The following is an 18,393-nucleotide window of genomic DNA, read 5'->3' on the forward strand; positions in this document are numbered from 1 at the left end:
TTTTCCGACATGCCCTACCCCACCCCTGCCCGCTACAATCTCGCCTTTCCGATCAAAGGGTTTTACAGATGGTACTGAAACGCATCGTTGTCGCGCTGGCCGCCACGCTGGCCGCCGCTTCCGCCCACGCCGAGATCGGCGCTGCCGTCACCGCCACGCTGGGCACTACCGGCGCCGGCGTGCACCTGGTCGTGCCCATGGAGAGCAATCTCAACGGTCGTTTCGGCATCAATTACCTCAAGCACGATTTCGACAAGCGCACCGGCGGCATCAACTACGACGCCAAGGGCAAGCTGCAGACCTTCGACGTGCTGTTCGACTGGTATGTGATCGCCAACAGCCCGTTCCGGCTGACCGGCGGCATCCTCTACAACGGCAACGAGATCACGGGCCGCGGCCGTCCGAATGCCAACGGCCAGTACCTGATCAATGGCCGCGGCTATACCGCGGCCGACGTCGGCAACCTGGACGCGAACGTCGATTTCCAGAAGGCCGCGCCGTATATCGGCATCGGTTGGGGCAACGCCCTCACCCCGAACCAGCGCTGGAACTTCAGCGCCGACCTCGGCGCCTTCTACCAGGGCAAGGCGCACGTGAACCTGGTCAGCCGCGGCTGCACCAGCTCGCGCGTGACCTGCACCGTGCTGGCGAGCGACGTCGCGCACGAAGAAGCGCGCCTGAGCGAAGAACTGTCGGACTACAAGTTCTTCCCGGTGCTGCGCGCCAGCGTCTCTTACAGCTTTTGAGCGGCGGCCGATGGGGTAGTTTGCGCGCTTATGCAGGGCGGTTTGCATCAGCATGTTCGATGCTGAACAATGCAGGTTGATCATTAAGCCGCCGAGTTCCCATGACCGCGTTCAAATATGGATTTTTCCTGGCTGCTTCACTGAGCTGCCACGCTGTTCAGGCCGCCCCAATGCAGGAGGCAGCGCCGCAAGCGCCAGCTGCCCAGCTTTCCGCGCAGGATGAGCGGCTGATCAGGATCCAGGCGCGCAAGGATATCGTGGACGAGTTCATCTCGGTTTGCGGCAAGATGTATCCGGCGACGCGGGACGAGATGCAGAAGCCGCATGATGCCTGGGTTCAGGCCCAGAAGCAGGATCTGGACAAGGCGGCGATTGTCATGCTGACCCACACCAGCCGCGAGGACGCGAAACTAGCGACCCGGCTGCTGGGCGAAGAGCATCAGAAGCTGCAGGGGTGGGCACGGAACGACCTGGGCATGCTGCGCGACGCCCCGCCGAAGGCAAGCGACTGCCTCAATCTGGCGAACAAATTGGACATGCTGCCTTCCTATCCACAGCCATGATTGAACAAGAATGATTGACGAGAACAGCTGAGTCGGACGTGGTCGTGATCGTCTACCGCTCGTCGATCATCAGGGCTGACTTTGCCTTTTCATGCACAACGATTTGCGAAGTCATTCGCATTGCCAGACAATCCGGATTGTCCATGAAGCCAGCGAAGTTCCAATGACCGCTTTTAACTCTGCACTACTTCTGGCAGTCCTGCTCACATCCCATGCCGTCCAGGCAGCCCCGGTGAAGGATCTGAAACCACAGGAACTGGCCGCCTACCTGGCTGCGCATGAGACCGTGGTGGTCCAGTTCACTTCCGCCGATCGGAAATGCAGATACTGTCCTGGCGCTGCGGACGCGTACGCGCGTGCGGTCGCGCCTGCCAAGGATCCGAGTGTGAAGTTCGCCCGCGTCCAGTGGCCGGTCTGGCACCAATTCCCCGATTTCGGAAAGGTCGAGAAACCTTTCGGGCTGCCCGAGCAGCTGATCTATTCAAAGGGTGAAGTCATCGGCAGTGTCAACGGCAAACCCGGCGATGCGAGGGTCTTTTTGGCGAAGGTCCAGCAGGCCCGCGACAATCCGATGAACTCCAAGGACCGCCAGCGGGCATACATGCTCGCGGCGCAGGAGCCGGCGAAGCCGATGTCGGCACACGAGGAGCGGCTCGTGCGCATCATGGCGCGCAAGGATTTGCTGACCGAATTCCTGTCGATCTGTGAGCAGCGCTTCCCCGAAGTGCGCAGCAAGGTAAGGAAGGCCCACCGCGACTGGGTGCAATCGCAGGAAAAGGACCTGGACCGCGCCGCTATCGTCATGCTGGCACGCAGCAACCACGAGGATGCGAAGCTGACGCTCTCGCTCGCGGACGAAGAGAACGGCAAACTTCAGACCTGGGTGACGGGGGATCTGGCGATCTTGCCCAGGAAGTCACCGGAAGCCGGGGACTGCCTGAAATTGGCAAATAGTCTCGGCTCGCTGCCTCCGATTACCCAGACCGAAATGATGCAATAACTCGGTCGGCGCATCCTTGTCGCGCGAGCGATCTCAGAATTAAGCACGGCCGAACAGATGAGCAAAAAAAATCAGGACATCGATTTGCTTTCGGATTCATCTGCAAGTCCGCCGAGGAACGGAGTGTAGTGCACCGTCAGCCGGGCAGGCGGAATCTGCAGCCAGTCGTTCAGCAACATGGTAAGCGTACGCGCTAACTCGGCGTCAGCAACGTGCCACTCGATAGGCTGAGATGCCCTTGCATGGTCGAGCGCCGCGAGCTGCTGCCGCGCCTGGGCGACGAAGAACAGGCCACCAATCAGCGGCGCGTCGTCGCGCATGTGCGGAAGCAGATTGAACGGATAGCCTCCCAAGATCCTCTTGAACAGCCGCGCATAGAGCAGGACTCCGCGCTCGGCATCGTAGCCGTCGAACACGGTGAATGCAACTGCATATCCGCGGTCCGCCGGTGCGCTCGTCACCTGCTCAAGGTAGGCCTGCTCTTCCGCATCGAGCGGCAATCCGGCCAGCACATGCCGTTCGTTGAGATGGAATTGGTCGAAGACAGCCTGCATGGCCGCCCCTTGCGCGACCTGAACCTGATTGTGGGACTCGGGCACCGCGTCGCCCAGGCACAGGAGGATGCGGTCGTCGTCCAGCCGCGTGGCGGCGTATGGAAGCGTCTCCGGCAGACAGGGCACGATGAGCGGGTGACGCAGATAGTTGAACCAGCCTGCCCGCACCATGCGCGGGATCTCGTGATTACTGACAGCAGCCCTGTAGAAATCAGCCGGCCAGACTTCCAGATTGTCCGGGTCCCAGGACTGGATCGCTACCTCGACGATTGCACGCATGGCTTGCCCATTCAGGAAAGCCTGCTCCCCTGGTGGGAAGTTCATGGACACCCGCGAGGAAGCATTGTCCTCACCAAGGTAGAAACTCAGCTCGACCGGTTCGGGGCGCGAATATTCCATACCACCGCGGGATTTGGCGCCGGCAGAAAACAGAGAGAACGTGAAGCCAAACCGCGCGGTCGACGCATCGGTCAGGTTACCGTCCGCATCGAGTGCACTGACTTCGTGGCGATATTTTTTCTTGGGCTTATCAGCGGCGCGCAGCGTTTCGGACAAATTACCGAGGTCGTGCCGCAGCGGCTCGAACCGCTTCTTTCCAAATACGTCCCAGTACGCGAGCTCAGGATGCACTTCTTTCAGTGCCAGCAGAAAGCTGCGCACCGCCTCCACGGCCTGCCCAAAATTGAAACGCCGGTTATAGACACGGAGAAACATTTTAACCGTTTGCACGAACACTCCAACCGAATTATCGAGCTTGAATGAGATGGCCAAGGAAGGATGGCGCTAGCGCCGATCACCTGTTCTTTTTCACCCGCGCGATTTCAGAATGCAAAGCGCGAATATTCTTCTCGTGTGCCAGGGTTGTCTCTTGAAGACGCTTGAACTGCTCTGCGTCGAGCTTGGCGCGCATAGCGGGATCTTGCAGAACGCGGATCTTCGACTCGAGCGCCACATTTTCGGCGTGCATCTCTTGTTCAAGAATACTTAGCCGGTCGCGGTCGCGCTGTTGCTGCTCGCCAGCTGCGGTCTGGTAGCCTGCAGCCGTGGCTCGAGCCGGCTCAGCGCTCTTCGGGATCGCCAGGGCTCTGCTTACCGACCCTGACGCGTTGCCATCCTCGCTGCCAACGCCTGCCGTCGGCGCCGGCCTCGCCGCGCGCCGTCCCTGGATCACTTCCACGCCCTGGGCGTTGACATAGCGCGGCGCATCGATCGCCTGTGCCTGCACGAAGGCTGGCGAGATGCACAGCAGCATTGCGCACGACATCGCCACCCGGGTAAAACTGCCTGGAGCTCGCTTGATCATTTGATTCGGCCTGCCGGTAGGTACTTGACATTGGTCCAGGCCCGGCGCAGCACCTCAGTCAGGTTGGGCAGCTTGCCCCTGGTGGTGTAAACGTTGAACACGACCGGGAACTTGCCGGGCGCCTGCCCGACGAACACCGAGACGTCCATCGCCACGCCGTCGGCCTTGCCTGTGAACCAGCCCTCGTAACCCTGGATGTCACCATACCGGGCTAGTCTGACCGGAATGGCGAGGCTGCGCTCGCGGCTCACGCCGAAGTTTTCGCTGGCGCGCCGGATCGCGGCGCCCGCCATCTGGTGCATTCCCTCCGCAGGCACCTTTTCTTCCGGCCAGCTTGCGTAGGTGATGACGGTTGGCGGGTGATAATTCGGCGGGCTTTCGGCCACGAAGGTGGGGCGGCCGGTCTCGTTCGACAAGCGTGTTTCCCACGGCGGCTGGTTCTCCACCCAGACCTCGAGTCCGAGCTCCTGCACATGAAAGATCTGCATGTGCCGCAGCTCGGGTGGCCTGCCATTCGTACCACGAGTCTGGGCACGGGCACCGGAAAATGGCAGCAGCCAGCCCAGCAGAAGTGCATGACTGCCCGCGAGCGCGAGACGGCGGCGCGGCCTCATTGCCCTCCCCCCGATCGCACGATCGCCCCGCCCATGCCCAGCAAGGTCAGGACGACGACGGCGAGTATGCTGTACCAGCGCCGGCTGCGAGTGAAAGCGAGCCGCCAGTCGAAACGGCTCGCCAGGAAGCATGCGACCCAGACCAGGACATAACTGACCAAGGCCCGGCCAAGCAGATTTCCAAGTACAAAGCTCAACGACATCCCGACTCCTCGTTATTGACCGTCGAACAGCGCCCAGCTGCCGCTGCGCCGCACCATCACCTGGGTCGACAGCCGGTGCGCATCGTTGTGCTCGTCAAAGAACTGCTGCGCCTGCTCGCGCAGGGTCACTACCGCATTCGGGTCGGCGCTGTCGCACATCAGGATGCGGTCGCGGCGCGGCGCGCTGACCAGGATGTCGCCACGCACCTGCGACGCCATGGCGTCCCACACGCCATCCACGAGCAGCAAGGTCGCTTCCAGGTCTTCCCCGGTCACGGCGACCTTGCAACCGTCCTTGGCAAAAAACTTCGGCTGCGGCAAGGCACGCTCGAGATTGGCCCGTGCGATTCCGGGAAGCGCGGTCGCAGAGACAGCGACGCTCTCGACCAGCTTCGGGGTGGCCATCATGAAACTGTCGGGCAAATCGAAAGCATAAGTGACGATCAGCTCGCCGCACAGCGGTGCGTGACTCGGTTGCTGCTCGGGCGGCACGCCCGCGGCCTGCAGCGCCCGCAAGAAATTGATGTGCTTGAGGCGGGGCTGCAGCTGGTCGGCGCGCAAGGCCGGCAGTGCGGCTTGGGCGGGTGCTTTCTTCTTGAACAGTCCAAACATGGCGAGTCCTTATGCTGGTTAATCGTTGTAGACGGCTGCGGGCGTGCGGGTGCGGATTTTCAGGGTGTTGCTCAGTTCGATGAGTTCGGCGTGGTAGTCGGCCTTGACGACGACGGCATGCCAGGCGTCGTCGTCGTTGTCGAGGTCGACCAGGCGGTAGCCGCGCGCTTCCAGCCAGGACGAGAAGGCAAGCAACCCCGCACTGCAGCGGGCCGGTCCAGAAGGTGGTCCCGCTGGACCATCGAATCCGCCGAGCGCCCGATCTTCGGCCACATTGGATGCTTGAATCAAGACCGTTTCGTCGTCCTTGATATCACCGTGAACGGCTTGACCAGCTTCGCTCAGTGCTTCCATCAGTTCATGGATATCATCGAGTTTGCGTGGTTTTCCTATCACTTCCAGAACCGACTCGGTTGCATCCACGTTGCCGTCGCAGACCAGTTCGATCCAGCGTGCTATGCCTTTGCGTTTGGTTTTCGCGAGGTCAGCTTTTTTCGGTGGCGGCGGAGCAATGATCTGTACTCCGGGCCCGGCAGCTATGGGTCGCCACGCATCGCGAGTGTGGCGCACATGCATTCGGTAGTAATCGACCAGATCGCGAGGATAGTAAGGATGGTCATTGAACATGCTGTCGTCGATATCATACGCGCACACCGCCAGCGCAACCTCAAATGCAAAGTCGCAGAACAAGCGATCCTTGCCTGGCGCAGTATCAAGATCAGGCTTCCATCCCCAAGGGCGCATCATGCGACACCAGTTTTTCATATAGGCTGCCAATGCCTCGTTACGATGGTCCGCATCGGCAGCAAGTGCACGCAAAAACGGATCCATCCAGGCCGCCGCGTACTTGTCCGTCTTATATTTTTTTGCGAGAGCGTGATCCGGAATAAACGCTTTCACCAGCAGATCAATAACATAGCTCCTCTTCTCGAAATCGACAGGCAGGAATTTTTGAAACACTGACAGATATTCCGATGACTCGACGAATAGCAGGGCGATGCCCACAAAAGCTGCATCTGCCCGATTTATCGCCTCAATCGTCGAATAATTTCTCTGTTCAGCTCTACCATTAATCCGTATGAATTCGCTATTCTCGGCCATTAAATTGGCACGATCAAGGATCAAACCCTTGATCGACTCTACCGTATCACCGGCACCATATTTACGTACAACAAGCCTTAATGTGGTAGCCACGGCCTGCAACTTAAACCAGGCCTCCTCCTCCAACGATTCTGGCACAAGGGAAGAAATAAATTCTTCTTGCTGAATTATTTCACCAATTTCTTTTCGATAGCGCCCCAAATTACCAAGCGGGTCACGCATTTCCTTCTGATTAGTCATGGGTTCCATTTCTTGCCTATCTCTACGTCTCGATTGCCATTATTCGTAATTTCATTATAAGACGTTCCCTTCTCGTCAGTTAACGCGTAAACTTTTTTTACCCTGTTTGCGGCAACGAGGTTTTTTATTTTCTGAGCCTCTGCTGGATCGTCAATCAGGCCATCGATACGGTCCTGCAACCATTCGTTACTCATTTGCCGCGCACCACTTTTCACCGTGCATAACCTGTCAACGCAACCTTCGGGATCCGCTTTTTTCGTTCCGCCGGTCGCTTTTGATTCGATAATCACATAATTTCCATTCTTGTCTTTGTAGATACCATCAATCCCTGTCTGGCCGTCCCAAGCCTTGAAGGCGTCGTCAGGACTCATACCACGCGGATCGAACGATTTCCCAACAGGCTCATAACCTTTTGCCAAAAGGTCAATGAAAACCTCACGCTCGCCCCGGTAACCCTTTTCTTTAGGCGACAGCTTGTCCCAAGCCTTCGTATGAAGTTCGATACTGCACGGCCCAGCATTGTGAACCCATATCTGTTGAGCACCCACGAAATAGCTGTGCGTGTGGGCAACGCTGAAATTGTAGACCTTACGGGGATGCTGAACTATGTCGTTGGCGACGACGACCGTGTCGCCTTGCGCGCTCGCGATGACATCGCCAGGTACCAGCTTGCCAGCTTCGACCCATCCTTTCCCCTGCTGCCACAGAGGATGCTCTTCAGTGATCTCAAACGTCTCTAACTGTGTCGCGAGCCGCCGATAGCTGGGCGCCACCCGGCCGAATACATCGGTAACAACTTGCGGCCGGTCGGCGAAACTATTCTCGTTGCGTGATCCAACGTGCTGCCCCACAACGATCGACTCAATGGACTTGAATCCCTCAGCAGTAAGCACCAGCGTACCCGCCACAAAGCTGGCGCAACCGTACTCCTTGCGCAACGCCTTAGCAGCATCGCCGAGCTTGCCCGAGAACTTGGTCAAGTTAGTTGCCAGCTTGAGTCCAAACGCCGGACTGACATAACTACCGATTACCTTCCCCAAGTCGTAGGCACCGCACTGAGTTGCGCGTGTGAAGGTATCGACCGCCTCCTGACCGAGCATCTGGCCAAGCGCTTGCATCGTTCCCTTCGGATCGTTAAAGAAGGACTTGCCCAGTTCAACCAGACCTGAAATGACCTCGCCCGGATTGGTCACCATATTCCACAGGTCCGCGATCTGGCCCTTGAGCCCCGCAACTACGCCTTTAACGAACTCGTACCCGTAAGTGACCGAACCCTTAACGCTATCCCACAGTGAGCCCCAGAATCCCTTGTCACGTTCATTGGCACCTTTGTGGTCATCGTCGGCACTCGGCTTCTCGCACACGTCCTCGGGAAACTGGCAGTTGTTCTTCTTAGCGTACTCTTCACGTGCCTGCTTTGTCGGGCAAGTCCCGGGCATATCGCAAATCAGCTTGATGCCGCCGCCAGAGCCTGGCGGAACAGGCGTCATTCCGCCTCCGCCACCATTTCCGGGCAACGGTATCTGCCCCAATGCCGCGCCAACAGGCGCCACGCACAGCATGACCGCCACAATGAACAGCAGCACGCACCTGCCGAGCGCCAATCTCATCTTGCCTAACATGTAGGGCCTCCTGGCGGATCTTCCGGGTCGGTCGGGTCGGTAGGATCGATCGGTTCAAAAGGTCCGCCCGGCTCATCCGGATCACCCGGCGCGCCCGTATCGGGAGGCGTCCCCGATCCGCCCCCCAGGTTCTCTTCATGAAAAGCCGACTGCATGCGCAGGATCGCCTCGCTCCGAATCTGCACCCGCGGTCCGCGCACACCCGGCGCCGAACAGGGCGCATCCATCCCCGGCGTCGGGCCGATGCCGAACGGGTTTTGCATGCCAGTCCCGCCAGTGGCCGCCGACACCGCATTCACCGCCGAATGCAGCATGCGGTCGATCACCGGCACGACCAGGCGGAAGCAGTAGGTCACGCGCACGTGCAGCAGGTTCGCGTCCTGCACCGACAGCTGCGAGCTGCTGCCCGCGGCCGTGGTGCGGTAATGCAGCGTGTCGTTGGGCAGCTCGCGCCCATCCTCGCCATCCAGCCGCGCGCGGCCGAAGTCGGCGAGCGCGGCGCCGGTGGGGTTGAGCACCTCGATGTCGGTGATATTGCTGGCGGTCGCCGTCTCCAGATTGGCCTTGGCCAGCGCTTCGGCGTAGCCGGCGGCGCTGGCCTGGTGTGCGAACAGCGGGGTCAGGCCGCGCGCGAGCGCATTGCGCATGGCGCCGTGGTCGCCGTTGTGCAGCGCGCCGGCGCGCGCGGCCAGCATGGTGGCGTAGTTGAGCGTCGCGCGCGCCTGGTACATCAGGCCGAGCTGTATTGTCCCGAACAGCATCACCACCAGCACCGGCAGCACCACGAGCAGCTCGACACCGGCCTGTCCAAGCTGGCGCGCGTTCACGGGGCCTCCAGCGGCAGGCGCACGCCCGGTGCGATGGCGCAGCGCGCGGCTTCGCCCGCGGCCAGCTCCAGCACCGCGGCTGCGCGCCAGTGGCCGCGCATGCGGCGCGGCTGCACACCGCCGGCGACCTTCAGCACCAGGCCGTCGCGGCGCAGGAAGACGACGTCGATGGCATAGCCCATGCCGATCGTATGCACCATATTGCATGGGCTGATGTACAGGGCTTCGTGGGCCCGCAACGGCGGACGCGCCAGCAGGCCGCGCATCCGCGCCAGCACGGTCGTGGCTAGCATCACGTCGAGCCGGCGCGGCGTGGAGGCGGTTTCGAACTGGATCGGGATGGTCTTGAGCATGGCAATTCAGAACTTGATGCCCGACGCCATGAACTTCATCGCGATCGGGAACATCAGCACCAGGAAGGTCACGGGGAAGATGAAGACGACCAGCGGGAAGATCAGCTTGACGGGCGCCTCCATCGCCAGCTTCTCGGCCAGCTGGAAGCGCTCGACGCGCCGCTGTTCGGACTGCGCGCGGAAGGTCGCGCCCAGGCTGGCGCCCATGCGCTCGGCCTGGATCACGGCGCTGATGAAGCTCGACACCTGCGGGATGCGCACGCGCGCGTCCATGCGGCGCAGCGCGTCGGCGCGGGTCAGGCCGGCGCGCAGGTCGCGCAGCACGAAGGCGAACTCGTTCTTGAGCGGGCCGGCCGGTCCCTTGTCGACCGCCTGGGCGATCGCCCCGGCCATGTTCAGGCCTGCTTCCACCGACATCGTCAGAAAGTCGAGGTAGGCCGGCAGCGCCTTGACGATCAACTTCTGGCGCCGCTTGAGCGTCTCCTTGAGCCAGATGCGCGGATAGATGAAGCCCAGGCCCGCGAGGGCGATGACCCAGAACGGGTTGAACAGGCCCGCCATCGACAGCACCAGCGCAGTGAACCCGGAAAACAGCGTCAGGCTGACCAGGCACAGGGCGATGAACTGCGTCGGGTTCATCAGGTAGAGCATGCCGGACAGCCGCAGCGTCTCGCCCGGGCCGGCCAGCAGGGACTTCGGTATGTTCCGGCACAGGTGGTAATCGACCAGGCGGACCACGGGCCACAGCAGGCGCAATGGCCGCGGCAAGGGGTCGAGGTAGGCGCGGTCTTCCTCGGGCACGTCTTCCTTCAGGCGTACCGCGCCGTGGATCAGGGCGGCGGCCAGCAGCACGAAGGCGGCGCCGACCAGCAGAGCAATGACGAATGGGTTCATGGTCGCGGCTTCCCGTTCAGACGTCGATGGTCGTGATGCGGCGGATGAAGTGGTAGCCGACCAGGATCGTCACCACCATCACGCCCAGCGTCACCCAGCCGTACCAGGCGTTGAACAGCGGCGCCATGGCTTCCGGCTCCATCACGTTCAACACCGCCACCAGCATCACCGGCAGGCCCGCCATGACCAGGCCCTGCATCTTGCCCTGCGCGGTCAGGCTCCTGATCTTGCCTTCCATTTGCAGCTTGGCGCGGATGGTTCTGGCGATCGATTCGAGCGTCGCCGCCAGGTTGGCCCCGACCTCGCGCGACAGCGCCATGCCGGCCGTGACCAGCGCCAGGTCTTCCAGCGGCACCCGCTTTTCCATCGATTCCAGGGCCACGGCAAAGTCGACGCCCAGGCGCATCTCGCGCAGCAGCAACGCGAACTCCTGCGAAATCGGCGGCTTGCCTTCGCTGGCCACGCTGTCGAGGGCGAGCGGCAGGCTGGCGCCCGCGCGCAGGGCGCCGGTGATCATCATCAGGGCGTCGGGCAGTTGCTGCTCGAACTGCCGCAGCCGGCGCCGGGCGATGTGGGCCACCACCAGGCGCGGAGCGACGAAGGCCAGCGCGACGGACATCAGCACGAATACCAGGTTGCCGCTCACGACCCAGGCCGCCAAAGGCAGGACGATCAGCACCGACAGGTTGATCACCATGATGCGGCGCTCGTCGGTAAAGATGAACATGTTCTCCAGGTCGGCCCTGGCGCTGATCGCCACCTCGGCCTGGCGCGTGCGGAACCAGCGGCTGCCGAAGTGCAGCGCCAGCCAGGCCAGCGCCAGCATGGCGAAGAAGATCGCGGCGATGATGAAGGTGCGCTCGTTCATGCCGGATGCACCCGCTTCATCGGCACGCTGTCGCGCCGGAAGATGGAAACGTCCACCGGCATCCCGCGCCGCATCAGGTCCTGGTAGAAGTCCGGTATGTGCCCGGTGGGTACCAGGCGTCCGCACACCTTGCCGTTGGCGTCGAATCCGTCCTGCTCGAACTGGAAAATGTCCTGCAGCTGGATCAGGTTGCCCTCGATGCCGGTCACCTCGCTGATATACGTCACCTTGCGGCTGCCGCAGGAAAAGCGGGTCTGCTGGACGATCAGGTCCACCGCCGACGCCACCTGCTCGCGGATCGCCTGCATCGGGATCTCCAGGCCGCTCATCAGGGTCATCACCTCGAGCCGCGACAGGCAGTCGCGCGGGCTGTTGGCGTGGGCCGTGGTGAGCGAGCCATCGTGGCCCGTGTTCATCGCCTGCAGCATGTCGAGCGCTTCGCCGCCGCGGCACTCGCCCACGATGATGCGGTCGGGGCGCATGCGCAGGCAGTTCTTTACCAGGTCGCGGATGGTGACCGCGCCGCGGCCCTCGATATTGGCGGGCCGCGCTTCGAGCGACACCAGGTTGGGCTGGTTCAGCTGCAGCTCGGCGGCGTCTTCCACCGTCACGATGCGCTCGTCGTCCGGGATGAAGTTGGACAGCACGTTGAGCAAGGTGGTCTTGCCCGAGCCGGTGCCGCCCGACACCACGATGTTGGCGCGCAGCTTCACCGCCACTTGCAGAAAGGCGATCATCTCGGCGCTGATGGCGCCGAAGCGGATCAGGTCCTCGCCCACCAGCTTGTTGCGCGCGAACTTGCGGATGGTGATGCTCGGCCCGCGAATCGCCAGCGGCGGGATGATGGCATTCACGCGCGAACCGTCCTTCAGGCGCGCGTCGACCATCGGCGAACTCTCGTCGATGCGGCGTCCGAGCGGCGAGACGATGCGTTCGATTGCCGAAATCACCGCCGCGTCGTTGGAGAACGAGATGTTCGATCGCTCCAGGCGCCCTGCCCGTTCGACGAACACGTCGTTGTGGCGGTTGACCATCACCTCGCTCACCTCGTCGTCCGCCAGCAGCGACTCCAGCGGGCCCAGGCCCACCACCTCATTGAGCACGACGTCGCACAGCGCCGCACGCTGCTCGCGCATCGACTCGAAGGCGCTGTCGGTGTCGATCAGTTCCTCGATCAGCTTCTGCACGGTGGAGCGCAGCTCGGCGTCGGCCATGCGCGCCACGTTGACACGGCGCAGGTCCATGGCGGCGATCAGCATGCGGTGCAACTGGCCGCGCATGGCGATGCCTTCGGGACGCTCCAGCGGGTTCGCGCTCGGCTCAGGCTGCGGCTGGCGCGCCGCCGCCGCTGCATGCGGCAGCGCCGCCACCGGAAGCGGCGCCGGCGCCGGATGAGGTCGCGCCTCTTCGGACACGTGCGCCATGATCCGGTAGTCGGCCAGCTCGATGGTGTCGTTGCTGGCCAGCGGTCCGTATTCATTGACCTCCTTGCCGTTGACCTTGAGCGGCGCCATGCCGCCGCCGTCCCTGACGAACAGCCCTTCCTCGCCCAACGCGAACTCGAGCTGGCGACGTCCCACGCGCCAGCCCTGCAGCACGATGAGGCTGCCGGCTTCCTTGCCGAGGAAGCAGCTGGCTCCCTTGCTGGTCGCTTCCGCCACCAACTGGGCGCGCCGAAATACCTGGATACGAATCATGCAAACTCCGATATCAGTTCCGATAAAAGTCAAGGGACGGGTCAGGAATCGGGGTCTGGGACTCCTTGCGCTGCAGTTCCAGCACCTGGTCCTCGAAACCCTTCTTGTTCGCTTCACCACGCTCGCGCAACTGCTGCGCCAGTCCGTCGCCAGGCGCGATGATCTCGGGTTCGAGCAGCACCACCAGCTCGGATTTGCTGTTGCGGAAGTCGTCCGAGCGGAACAACCGGCCCAGGATCGGGATGCGGCTGATGCCCGGCACGCGATCGACCGCGTTCGCCATTTCGCTGTTGACGAGGCCCGACAGGGCCACCATCTCGCCCTCCTTGACGCTGATTTCGGTGTTGGTATTGCGGGTCAGGAAGCCGGGGACGCCGGCCACGGTCACCGCCGGATCGATCTGCGACAGCTCGGTCGAGACCTTGGCGGTGATGATGCCGTCGGCGTCGATCTGCGGCTCGATCTGCAGGATGATCCCGTAGGGCTTGAATTCCACGGTGGTGGAGCCGAACGCCCCGGCGAGCGGAATCGGCACTTCGCCACCCACCTGGAGGCGCGCCTTACCGCCGCTTTTCGCGGTCAGCTCGGGCGAGGCCAGCACCTGCACGTCGCCGCTGGACACGCCCAGGTTCAGGCGCGACGTCAGCGAGGTCGCCAGCCCCAGGAAGTGGCCGCCCTTGCTGCCATTGCGGGTCACGAAGGGCGGTATCGGCGACAGCAGGTCGTCCTCGGGCGTGTAGGCGCGCGGCGGGTCGTACACTCCCTTGTCGGTGGCGATGCCGATATAGCCAGCGGTGGGGCCGTTGGCGCTCTTGGCCCAGTTGATGCCGATCGATTCGAGCAGCGAGCGCCTGACCTCCACGAAGTGCAGCCGGAACAGCACCGAGCGGGTGAAGGCGCTGCCCTGGTCTTCCTTCACGTTGAGCACCACACCCGGCACGCCGCGCAGTCCGGCGCCCAGCCTGGCCAGGGCGTCGCGGTGGGCCACGCCGGTCAGCACGATCTCGTTGCCCAGCGCCTCGACCTTCACGCCGTTCAGGTCGCGCGTGAGCAGGTCGATCTTGGCGCGCGTCCCGGCCAGGTCCTTCGGCACCACGTGCACCCGGTAGGAATGCACTTCGTCCCTGGTCCATACCAGCAGGCTGGTGGTGCCGACCTGTTCGGCGATCAGGAGCAGGTTGGCATCGACCGTGGTGGTCGACAGGATGTCGCCGCTGCCCAGCGCCAGGCGCACGATCTTGCCGCGGATCGGCAGCATCGCGATCTCGCCGGCCACGATCGTGATTGGCTTACTCTGGTGGTAGGTGATGCCGGGAGCGGCGTCGCGCGTCCGTGCGGGCGCCGGCGCGCCTTCGGCATGCGCGGTATGGGGCAACACGACGGCGATGACAAGCAGGGCAAGTACGAAAGACGGCTTGAGCATGATGATTGTTTTTCTGGTTCAGGTTAGAAGCCGCCGCCGCGCAGCGAAGGAACGGGTTCGGTGACGCCCGCCGGCACCGGCATGGGTGGCAGTTGCACGGCCGGGGCCTCCGGAGCCGACGCCGGCATTGCACCGCGTCCCTGCTCGCCGGCCGCCTGCATGGCCCGGATCTGCGACGGCAGCAGGTCCATGCGCGCCACCAGGTTGCCGCGTCCGCCGACGATGAACTCGATCCCGGCATCGCGCCCGCGCGCCGCGGCCGGCATCAGGTCGCGCGCACGCAGCGTGCGCAGCGCCAGCGCGTCGCGGTCGTTGCGGCCGCGCAGCACCACCCGGAAAGTGCCCATGCGCTGGCCTACCATCAGCTTGGCCGCCTCCTGCGGCTTGACCAGCAGCGTGATCGAATCGAAGCTGCGTTCTTGGTCGGTCTCGGCGCCGCCCTCGACCTCGCCCGGCCGCGCCATCCGGTTGGGGTCGAGCGCCGGATTGCTCACGTCCTGGAATTCGCGGCCGGTCGCCAGCACCACGATGTCCTGCATGAAGAGCGATGCCTGCTCCAGCGCCTTGTCGTCCTGTCCCTGCTGGCGCTCGTGCTGTCCGCCGGACGAGCGCGAGATCAGGAAGATGTCGACCCGGTGGTTGGGCCGCAGGGTCTGGGCGATCGAGTTGAGGTTGTCGATATCGATCGTCATCGCCCGGGTTCCGTGTGGCAGTACGGCGGCGACGTCGTCGACCTCGGGCTGCTGCAGGTCGGACATGCGCACCGGGCGACCGCGCAGCACCGGCCGCGCCAGGCGCAGGCCCTGGGCCGACGGGAAGTCCTTGGCCAGCAAGGTGTCCGGATAGACCAGGTCGTCGTCCACCGGGCGCGACACGAAGCGCGCGCCATTGAGCACCGTGCCGGCTTCGACGTCGGCATTGGGCACCACCACCTGGACCTTGGGCGTGGTCTTGACGCGGCTGCTCGCGGCCAGCTCGGCGCGCATGGTCTCTTCACGCTGCTGCAGGTAGTGGTAGGCGAGCGCGGCCACCCCGGCCGCGATCAGGGCGGCGAAGAGCAGGAGCGCGAGTGGGCTGGTGAGCCGCGCGGCGAGTTTCGAGTTGATGGCCATGTCGTTACATTCAAAAAAGAAGGAGTCGGTCAGACACTCATGGAGATCGCGTATGAGAACGCCAGATAGGCGCGCCGGATCGCGTCCAGCAAGGCGTCGAGCGGCGACGGATCGAGCGCGGCCAGCACCAGCGCCACCACGGTCAGCGCCAGTACGATCGTGTACTCGGTCATCGCCTGGCCAGCTTCGTTGCGGCGGGGCGCGGTCATAGCGCCTCCGAGATGGTCATGACGATCTGCGTGCCGCCCTCGCGCCACATCATCAGCTCGACCTGGCCGCGCCCGCGGCGGGCATTCACCAGCAGCGAGGCGACGCCGTTGGCCGGGTTGACGATCTGGTGCGAACGCAGGCCGTTCCAGCCCTGGTCGCCCAGCTGGCGCATGAAGAACTCGCCCAGCTGGTCGAGCGTCAGCGGGGAGCTCATGGTCACCACCAGGCCCTTGCGGCCGTCGTCGTCGCTGGCCACGCTCGACGCCACCCTCGCGTCGGGCGGCAGCGGCACGCCCATCGCCGCCGGGCTGGCGGCGGCGCCGCTGTGCGGGGTGCTGCGCGCGAGGTAGCCGAACACGCCGTTGCGGTTCACCAGCTGCAGGGTCACCAGGCAGCCCTTGCCCAGCGCGGAAACAGTGTCCCAGCCCATCGCATTGCCGCGCCGGACGTCGAATCCACCCTGCTTCCACTGCTGCTCGACCCGATCGAGCACGCTGCTTGCCGTGCCCGGCCCCTGCACCTGGTTGATCGCCATCGACAAGCCGTTGACCACGGCCTTGCTGGCCACCGGTACCGCCGTGAGGCCTGGCGGCACCTGGCCGGGACAAGCTTGCGCAAAGGCCGGGGGCATCAGGAAGCACAGCCCGGCGAGGCTGGAAAGTTGGAGCGTCTTCATGGCGGTCAGGGCGAGGTGCAGCGATCTGCGATGCGGGTCAAGGTGGCGCGGTCGGTGATCTTGATCGGCACTTTCCCGTGAAGGCGCGCGATGGCCTGCCGGCCCGCCGCGGCTTCCTCGGGTGTGCGGGCCTTGGCCAGGGCCTGTTGCAGGGCAGCTTCGGCTGCGACGCGATCGCGCGCCATGTGCGCCTCGCGGCGCGGTAGATCGGCCAGGGCCTTGGCGGCGCGCGCGCGGTCGGCGGGCGACTCCGCGCTCTTGGCCGCCAGTTGCAGCATGGTGCGGGTGCCGTCGAGATTCGGCGTGGTGCCGCTCGACATGTCCATCTCTGTCACGTATTCCCAGGTCCTGGCGTCCAGGCGCCGGATCGTGAGCGTCAGCTTGCCCGTTGGGCAGCTTTCCACCAGCACCACGCCCTGCGCGCTGCGCCGCGTTTCCTGGTTGGTGCACGTGCCCTTGCCGAACGCCGGCGGCAGCGTGGGCGGTCCCGCCTTCACGCACTGGGTGACCGGCGCGCCGCCCTTGTAGACCTTACGGCCGCTGTCCGCGCCCGCGACCACCGAGCGCGTGGCCTGGTCGCCGCTGGCGCCGTCTTCCTCAGTCGTGATGATCGCCTGATGCGGCCCGACCTGGTGCTCGGCCTGGCCAACGGTGTCGACCCGGTACAGGCCGGGCGTTGGCAGCTCTTGCGCGAGCGCGGCGCCGGCATGGGCCGCCAGCGCGAACAGGACCGGTACGGTGGTTCGGCGCAGCATCAGCGCACCACCATTTCCACGCGCCGGTTCTTGGCGCGTCCATCTTCGCTGGTGTTCGGGGCGGTTGGCGCGAAATTGGCCACGCCCTGCGCCTGCAGGCGCGCCGCCTCGATACCATGGCGCGTGACCAGCGCGTCGACCACTGCCTGCGCGCGGCGCCGCGACAGGTCGACGTTGCCGGCCACCGCACCCTGGTTGTCGGTATGGCCGACGATGAACACCGACAGCGCCGCGTTGGCCTTGAGCGCCGCGGCCATCTCGCCCAGCGTGTCGCCGGACTCCGGCTTGATCACGGCCTGGTTGGTATCGAACAGGACGCCGTACAGCGCGATGCGGCCCTCGCGCTCGAGCGACGCGCCGATCGTCGCCGCGTTGACGCTGACCTTGCCCCCCTCGATGCTGGCCGACTCGATCACCTGCACCAGTTGCTGCACCCGGCCCGCGTTGTCGCGGTCGTTGTCGCCCGCGCGCAGCGCGACCTGGACGTTGACCGAATCGGCTCCGCTACGCTTGCGTGCATGCAGGTAATGAAAGCCGGGCTTGTATTCGAACATGCGCCGGACGTACCCATCCGATCGTCCCCTGCCGGTCCAGCTCATGTTTTCGACCCAGCGCACGATCTTGTCCTGCACGCGACCGCGCTTGCACTGTGCTTCCTCGCAGCGGTAGAGGATCTCGAAACCTGCCTGCCTTAGCGCCTCTTCGTAGTTGCGGAACACCTCGAGTGGCGCGCGTCCTGCCGGGGCCCAATAGATGCGGTTCGTTAGCTTGCCTTCGAGCTGCTCGATCTCGACACCCTTGCTGCCGGCGACCAGGGCCTTGGCCGGACCATAGTTCTCGCCGCCATGCAGGTAGAGCATGGAGCCGGCATAGCGCGAGATGAGCGGATGGTCGACCGCGCCGGGCAAGTCGGTGTCATACCTGCCCGCATGCGCGATGACGCTGGCGCCGGCCAGCAGCAGCGCGACGACCGGGACGAACACAGCTCGGTGGAAAAACGATTGCATCGATTCGAACCTT

20 protein-coding genes are annotated in these 18,393 nt (G+C 63.8%); 3 read left to right on the plus strand and 17 right to left on the minus strand.

What is annotated here, in order from left to right:
• Positions 1-68 precede the first annotated feature (68 nt).
• From SOM61_RS19815 to SOM61_RS19825, 3 genes are all read left to right on the plus strand, one after another.
• Positions 69-746, plus strand: coding sequence for a hypothetical protein (locus tag SOM61_RS19815; protein WP_320475669.1), 678 nt, complete (start codon positions 69-71; stop codon positions 744-746).
• Positions 747-847: 101 nt separating this feature from the next.
• Positions 848-1,309 (plus strand): hypothetical protein, encoded by a 462-nt coding sequence (locus SOM61_RS19820; RefSeq protein ID WP_320475670.1) that lies wholly within the window; start codon positions 848-850, stop codon positions 1,307-1,309.
• 163 nt (positions 1,310-1,472) lie between these two features.
• Positions 1,473-2,309: a hypothetical protein gene (locus SOM61_RS19825; RefSeq protein WP_320475671.1), complete on the plus strand. Its 837-nt coding sequence runs from the start codon at positions 1,473-1,475 to the stop codon at positions 2,307-2,309.
• Positions 2,310-2,380: 71 nt separating this feature from the next.
• On the opposite strand, the gene SOM61_RS19830 is transcribed toward SOM61_RS19825, so the two are convergent.
• From SOM61_RS19830 to SOM61_RS19910, 17 genes are all read right to left on the minus strand, one after another.
• Positions 2,381-3,592 (minus strand): hypothetical protein, encoded by a 1,212-nt coding sequence (locus SOM61_RS19830; protein ID WP_320475672.1) that lies wholly within the window; start codon positions 3,590-3,592, stop codon positions 2,381-2,383.
• Positions 3,593-3,656: 64 nt separating this feature from the next.
• Positions 3,657-4,166 carry a hypothetical protein gene (locus SOM61_RS19835; RefSeq protein ID WP_320475673.1) on the minus strand — a complete coding sequence of 170 codons (510 nt, stop codon included), beginning with the start codon at positions 4,164-4,166 and terminating at the stop codon, positions 3,657-3,659.
• Positions 4,163-4,654: a hypothetical protein gene (locus SOM61_RS19840; RefSeq protein ID WP_320475674.1), complete on the minus strand. Its 492-nt coding sequence runs from the start codon at positions 4,652-4,654 to the stop codon at positions 4,163-4,165. Before SOM61_RS19840 ends, SOM61_RS19835 begins: the two co-directional genes overlap by 4 nt.
• Positions 4,655-4,995: 341 nt before the next feature.
• The gene (locus SOM61_RS19845) at positions 4,996-5,595 is read right to left on the minus strand and encodes a DUF1444 domain-containing protein (RefSeq protein ID WP_320475675.1); all 600 of its coding nucleotides are present in this window, start codon (positions 5,593-5,595) and stop codon (positions 4,996-4,998) included.
• Between the two features lie 18 nt (positions 5,596-5,613).
• A complete protein-coding gene (locus SOM61_RS19850; RefSeq protein ID WP_229493601.1) occupies positions 5,614-6,936 on the minus strand; it encodes a DUF6630 family protein in 1,323 nt (440 codons plus the stop codon).
• Positions 6,933-8,558 carry a polymorphic toxin-type HINT domain-containing protein gene (locus tag SOM61_RS19855; RefSeq protein WP_320475676.1) on the minus strand — a complete coding sequence of 542 codons (1,626 nt, stop codon included), beginning with the start codon at positions 8,556-8,558 and terminating at the stop codon, positions 6,933-6,935. Before SOM61_RS19855 ends, SOM61_RS19850 begins: the two co-directional genes overlap by 4 nt.
• Complete coding sequence (locus SOM61_RS19860; RefSeq protein ID WP_320475677.1) at positions 8,552-9,385, minus strand: TadE/TadG family type IV pilus assembly protein; 834 nt, start codon at positions 9,383-9,385, stop codon at positions 8,552-8,554. Before SOM61_RS19860 ends, SOM61_RS19855 begins: the two co-directional genes overlap by 7 nt.
• Positions 9,382-9,738 (minus strand): DUF192 domain-containing protein, encoded by a 357-nt coding sequence (locus tag SOM61_RS19865; RefSeq protein WP_320475678.1) that lies wholly within the window; start codon positions 9,736-9,738, stop codon positions 9,382-9,384. Before SOM61_RS19865 ends, SOM61_RS19860 begins: the two co-directional genes overlap by 4 nt.
• A gap of 6 nt (positions 9,739-9,744) precedes the next feature.
• Positions 9,745-10,632 carry a type II secretion system F family protein gene (locus SOM61_RS19870; protein ID WP_147935017.1) on the minus strand — a complete coding sequence of 296 codons (888 nt, stop codon included), beginning with the start codon at positions 10,630-10,632 and terminating at the stop codon, positions 9,745-9,747.
• Positions 10,633-10,648: 16 nt separating this feature from the next.
• The gene (locus tag SOM61_RS19875) at positions 10,649-11,500 is read right to left on the minus strand and encodes a type II secretion system F family protein (RefSeq protein WP_320475679.1); all 852 of its coding nucleotides are present in this window, start codon (positions 11,498-11,500) and stop codon (positions 10,649-10,651) included.
• Positions 11,497-13,197, minus strand: a complete 1,701-nt coding sequence (locus tag SOM61_RS19880) for a TadA family conjugal transfer-associated ATPase (protein WP_320475680.1) — start codon at positions 13,195-13,197, stop codon at positions 11,497-11,499. The genes SOM61_RS19875 and SOM61_RS19880 overlap by 4 nt, the downstream gene beginning before the upstream one ends.
• Positions 13,198-13,210: 13 nt before the next feature.
• The gene (locus SOM61_RS19885; RefSeq protein WP_320475681.1) at positions 13,211-14,620 is read right to left on the minus strand and encodes a type II and III secretion system protein family protein; all 1,410 of its coding nucleotides are present in this window, start codon (positions 14,618-14,620) and stop codon (positions 13,211-13,213) included.
• Positions 14,621-14,643: 23 nt separating this feature from the next.
• The gene (gene cpaB / locus SOM61_RS19890; RefSeq protein WP_320475682.1) at positions 14,644-15,732 is read right to left on the minus strand and encodes a Flp pilus assembly protein CpaB; all 1,089 of its coding nucleotides are present in this window, start codon (positions 15,730-15,732) and stop codon (positions 14,644-14,646) included.
• Positions 15,733-15,761: 29 nt separating this feature from the next.
• Complete coding sequence (locus tag SOM61_RS19895; protein WP_147935022.1) at positions 15,762-15,941, minus strand: hypothetical protein; 180 nt, start codon at positions 15,939-15,941, stop codon at positions 15,762-15,764.
• Positions 15,938-16,618: a hypothetical protein gene (locus tag SOM61_RS19900; RefSeq protein ID WP_320475683.1), complete on the minus strand. Its 681-nt coding sequence runs from the start codon at positions 16,616-16,618 to the stop codon at positions 15,938-15,940. Before SOM61_RS19900 ends, SOM61_RS19895 begins: the two co-directional genes overlap by 4 nt.
• Before the next feature lie 5 nt (positions 16,619-16,623).
• A complete protein-coding gene (locus tag SOM61_RS19905; protein ID WP_320475684.1) occupies positions 16,624-17,373 on the minus strand; it encodes a hypothetical protein in 750 nt (249 codons plus the stop codon).
• Positions 17,373-18,380: an OmpA family protein gene (locus tag SOM61_RS19910; RefSeq protein WP_320475685.1), complete on the minus strand. Its 1,008-nt coding sequence runs from the start codon at positions 18,378-18,380 to the stop codon at positions 17,373-17,375. Before SOM61_RS19910 ends, SOM61_RS19905 begins: the two co-directional genes overlap by 1 nt.
• Positions 18,381-18,393 lie beyond the last annotated feature (13 nt).

Origin of the sequence: Massilia sp. CFBP9012 (assembly GCF_034045115.1) — a bacterium.
In the GTDB taxonomy this organism is placed as follows: domain Bacteria; phylum Pseudomonadota; class Gammaproteobacteria; order Burkholderiales; family Burkholderiaceae_D; genus Telluria.

Excerpts from the sequence above, each read along its gene's own strand:
- SOM61_RS19815 (WP_320475669.1), top strand. The coding sequence starts at position 69 with ATGGTACTGAAACGCATCGTTGTCGCGCTGGCCGCCACGCTGGCCGCC.
- SOM61_RS19820 (WP_320475670.1), top strand. The coding sequence starts at position 848 with ATGACCGCGTTCAAATATGGATTTTTCCTGGCTGCTTCACTGAGCTGC.
- SOM61_RS19825 (WP_320475671.1), top strand. The coding sequence starts at position 1,473 with ATGACCGCTTTTAACTCTGCACTACTTCTGGCAGTCCTGCTCACATCC.
- SOM61_RS19835 (WP_320475673.1), bottom strand. The coding sequence starts at position 4,166 with ATGATCAAGCGAGCTCCAGGCAGTTTTACCCGGGTGGCGATGTCGTGC.
- SOM61_RS19840 (WP_320475674.1), bottom strand. The coding sequence starts at position 4,654 with ATGCAGATCTTTCATGTGCAGGAGCTCGGACTCGAGGTCTGGGTGGAG.
- SOM61_RS19845 (WP_320475675.1), bottom strand. The coding sequence starts at position 5,595 with ATGTTTGGACTGTTCAAGAAGAAAGCACCCGCCCAAGCCGCACTGCCG.
- SOM61_RS19850 (WP_229493601.1), bottom strand. The coding sequence starts at position 6,936 with ATGACTAATCAGAAGGAAATGCGTGACCCGCTTGGTAATTTGGGGCGC.
- SOM61_RS19855 (WP_320475676.1), bottom strand. The coding sequence starts at position 8,558 with ATGTTAGGCAAGATGAGATTGGCGCTCGGCAGGTGCGTGCTGCTGTTC.
- SOM61_RS19865 (WP_320475678.1), bottom strand. The coding sequence starts at position 9,738 with ATGCTCAAGACCATCCCGATCCAGTTCGAAACCGCCTCCACGCCGCGC.
- SOM61_RS19870 (WP_147935017.1), bottom strand. The coding sequence starts at position 10,632 with ATGAACCCATTCGTCATTGCTCTGCTGGTCGGCGCCGCCTTCGTGCTG.
- SOM61_RS19875 (WP_320475679.1), bottom strand. The coding sequence starts at position 11,500 with ATGAACGAGCGCACCTTCATCATCGCCGCGATCTTCTTCGCCATGCTG.
- SOM61_RS19880 (WP_320475680.1), bottom strand. The coding sequence starts at position 13,197 with ATGATTCGTATCCAGGTATTTCGGCGCGCCCAGTTGGTGGCGGAAGCG.
- SOM61_RS19885 (WP_320475681.1), bottom strand. The coding sequence starts at position 14,620 with ATGCTCAAGCCGTCTTTCGTACTTGCCCTGCTTGTCATCGCCGTCGTG.
- cpaB (WP_320475682.1), bottom strand. The coding sequence starts at position 15,732 with ATGGCCATCAACTCGAAACTCGCCGCGCGGCTCACCAGCCCACTCGCG.
- SOM61_RS19895 (WP_147935022.1), bottom strand. The coding sequence starts at position 15,941 with ATGACCGCGCCCCGCCGCAACGAAGCTGGCCAGGCGATGACCGAGTAC.
- SOM61_RS19900 (WP_320475683.1), bottom strand. The coding sequence starts at position 16,618 with ATGAAGACGCTCCAACTTTCCAGCCTCGCCGGGCTGTGCTTCCTGATG.
- SOM61_RS19905 (WP_320475684.1), bottom strand. The coding sequence starts at position 17,373 with ATGCTGCGCCGAACCACCGTACCGGTCCTGTTCGCGCTGGCGGCCCAT.
- SOM61_RS19910 (WP_320475685.1), bottom strand. The coding sequence starts at position 18,380 with ATGCAATCGTTTTTCCACCGAGCTGTGTTCGTCCCGGTCGTCGCGCTG.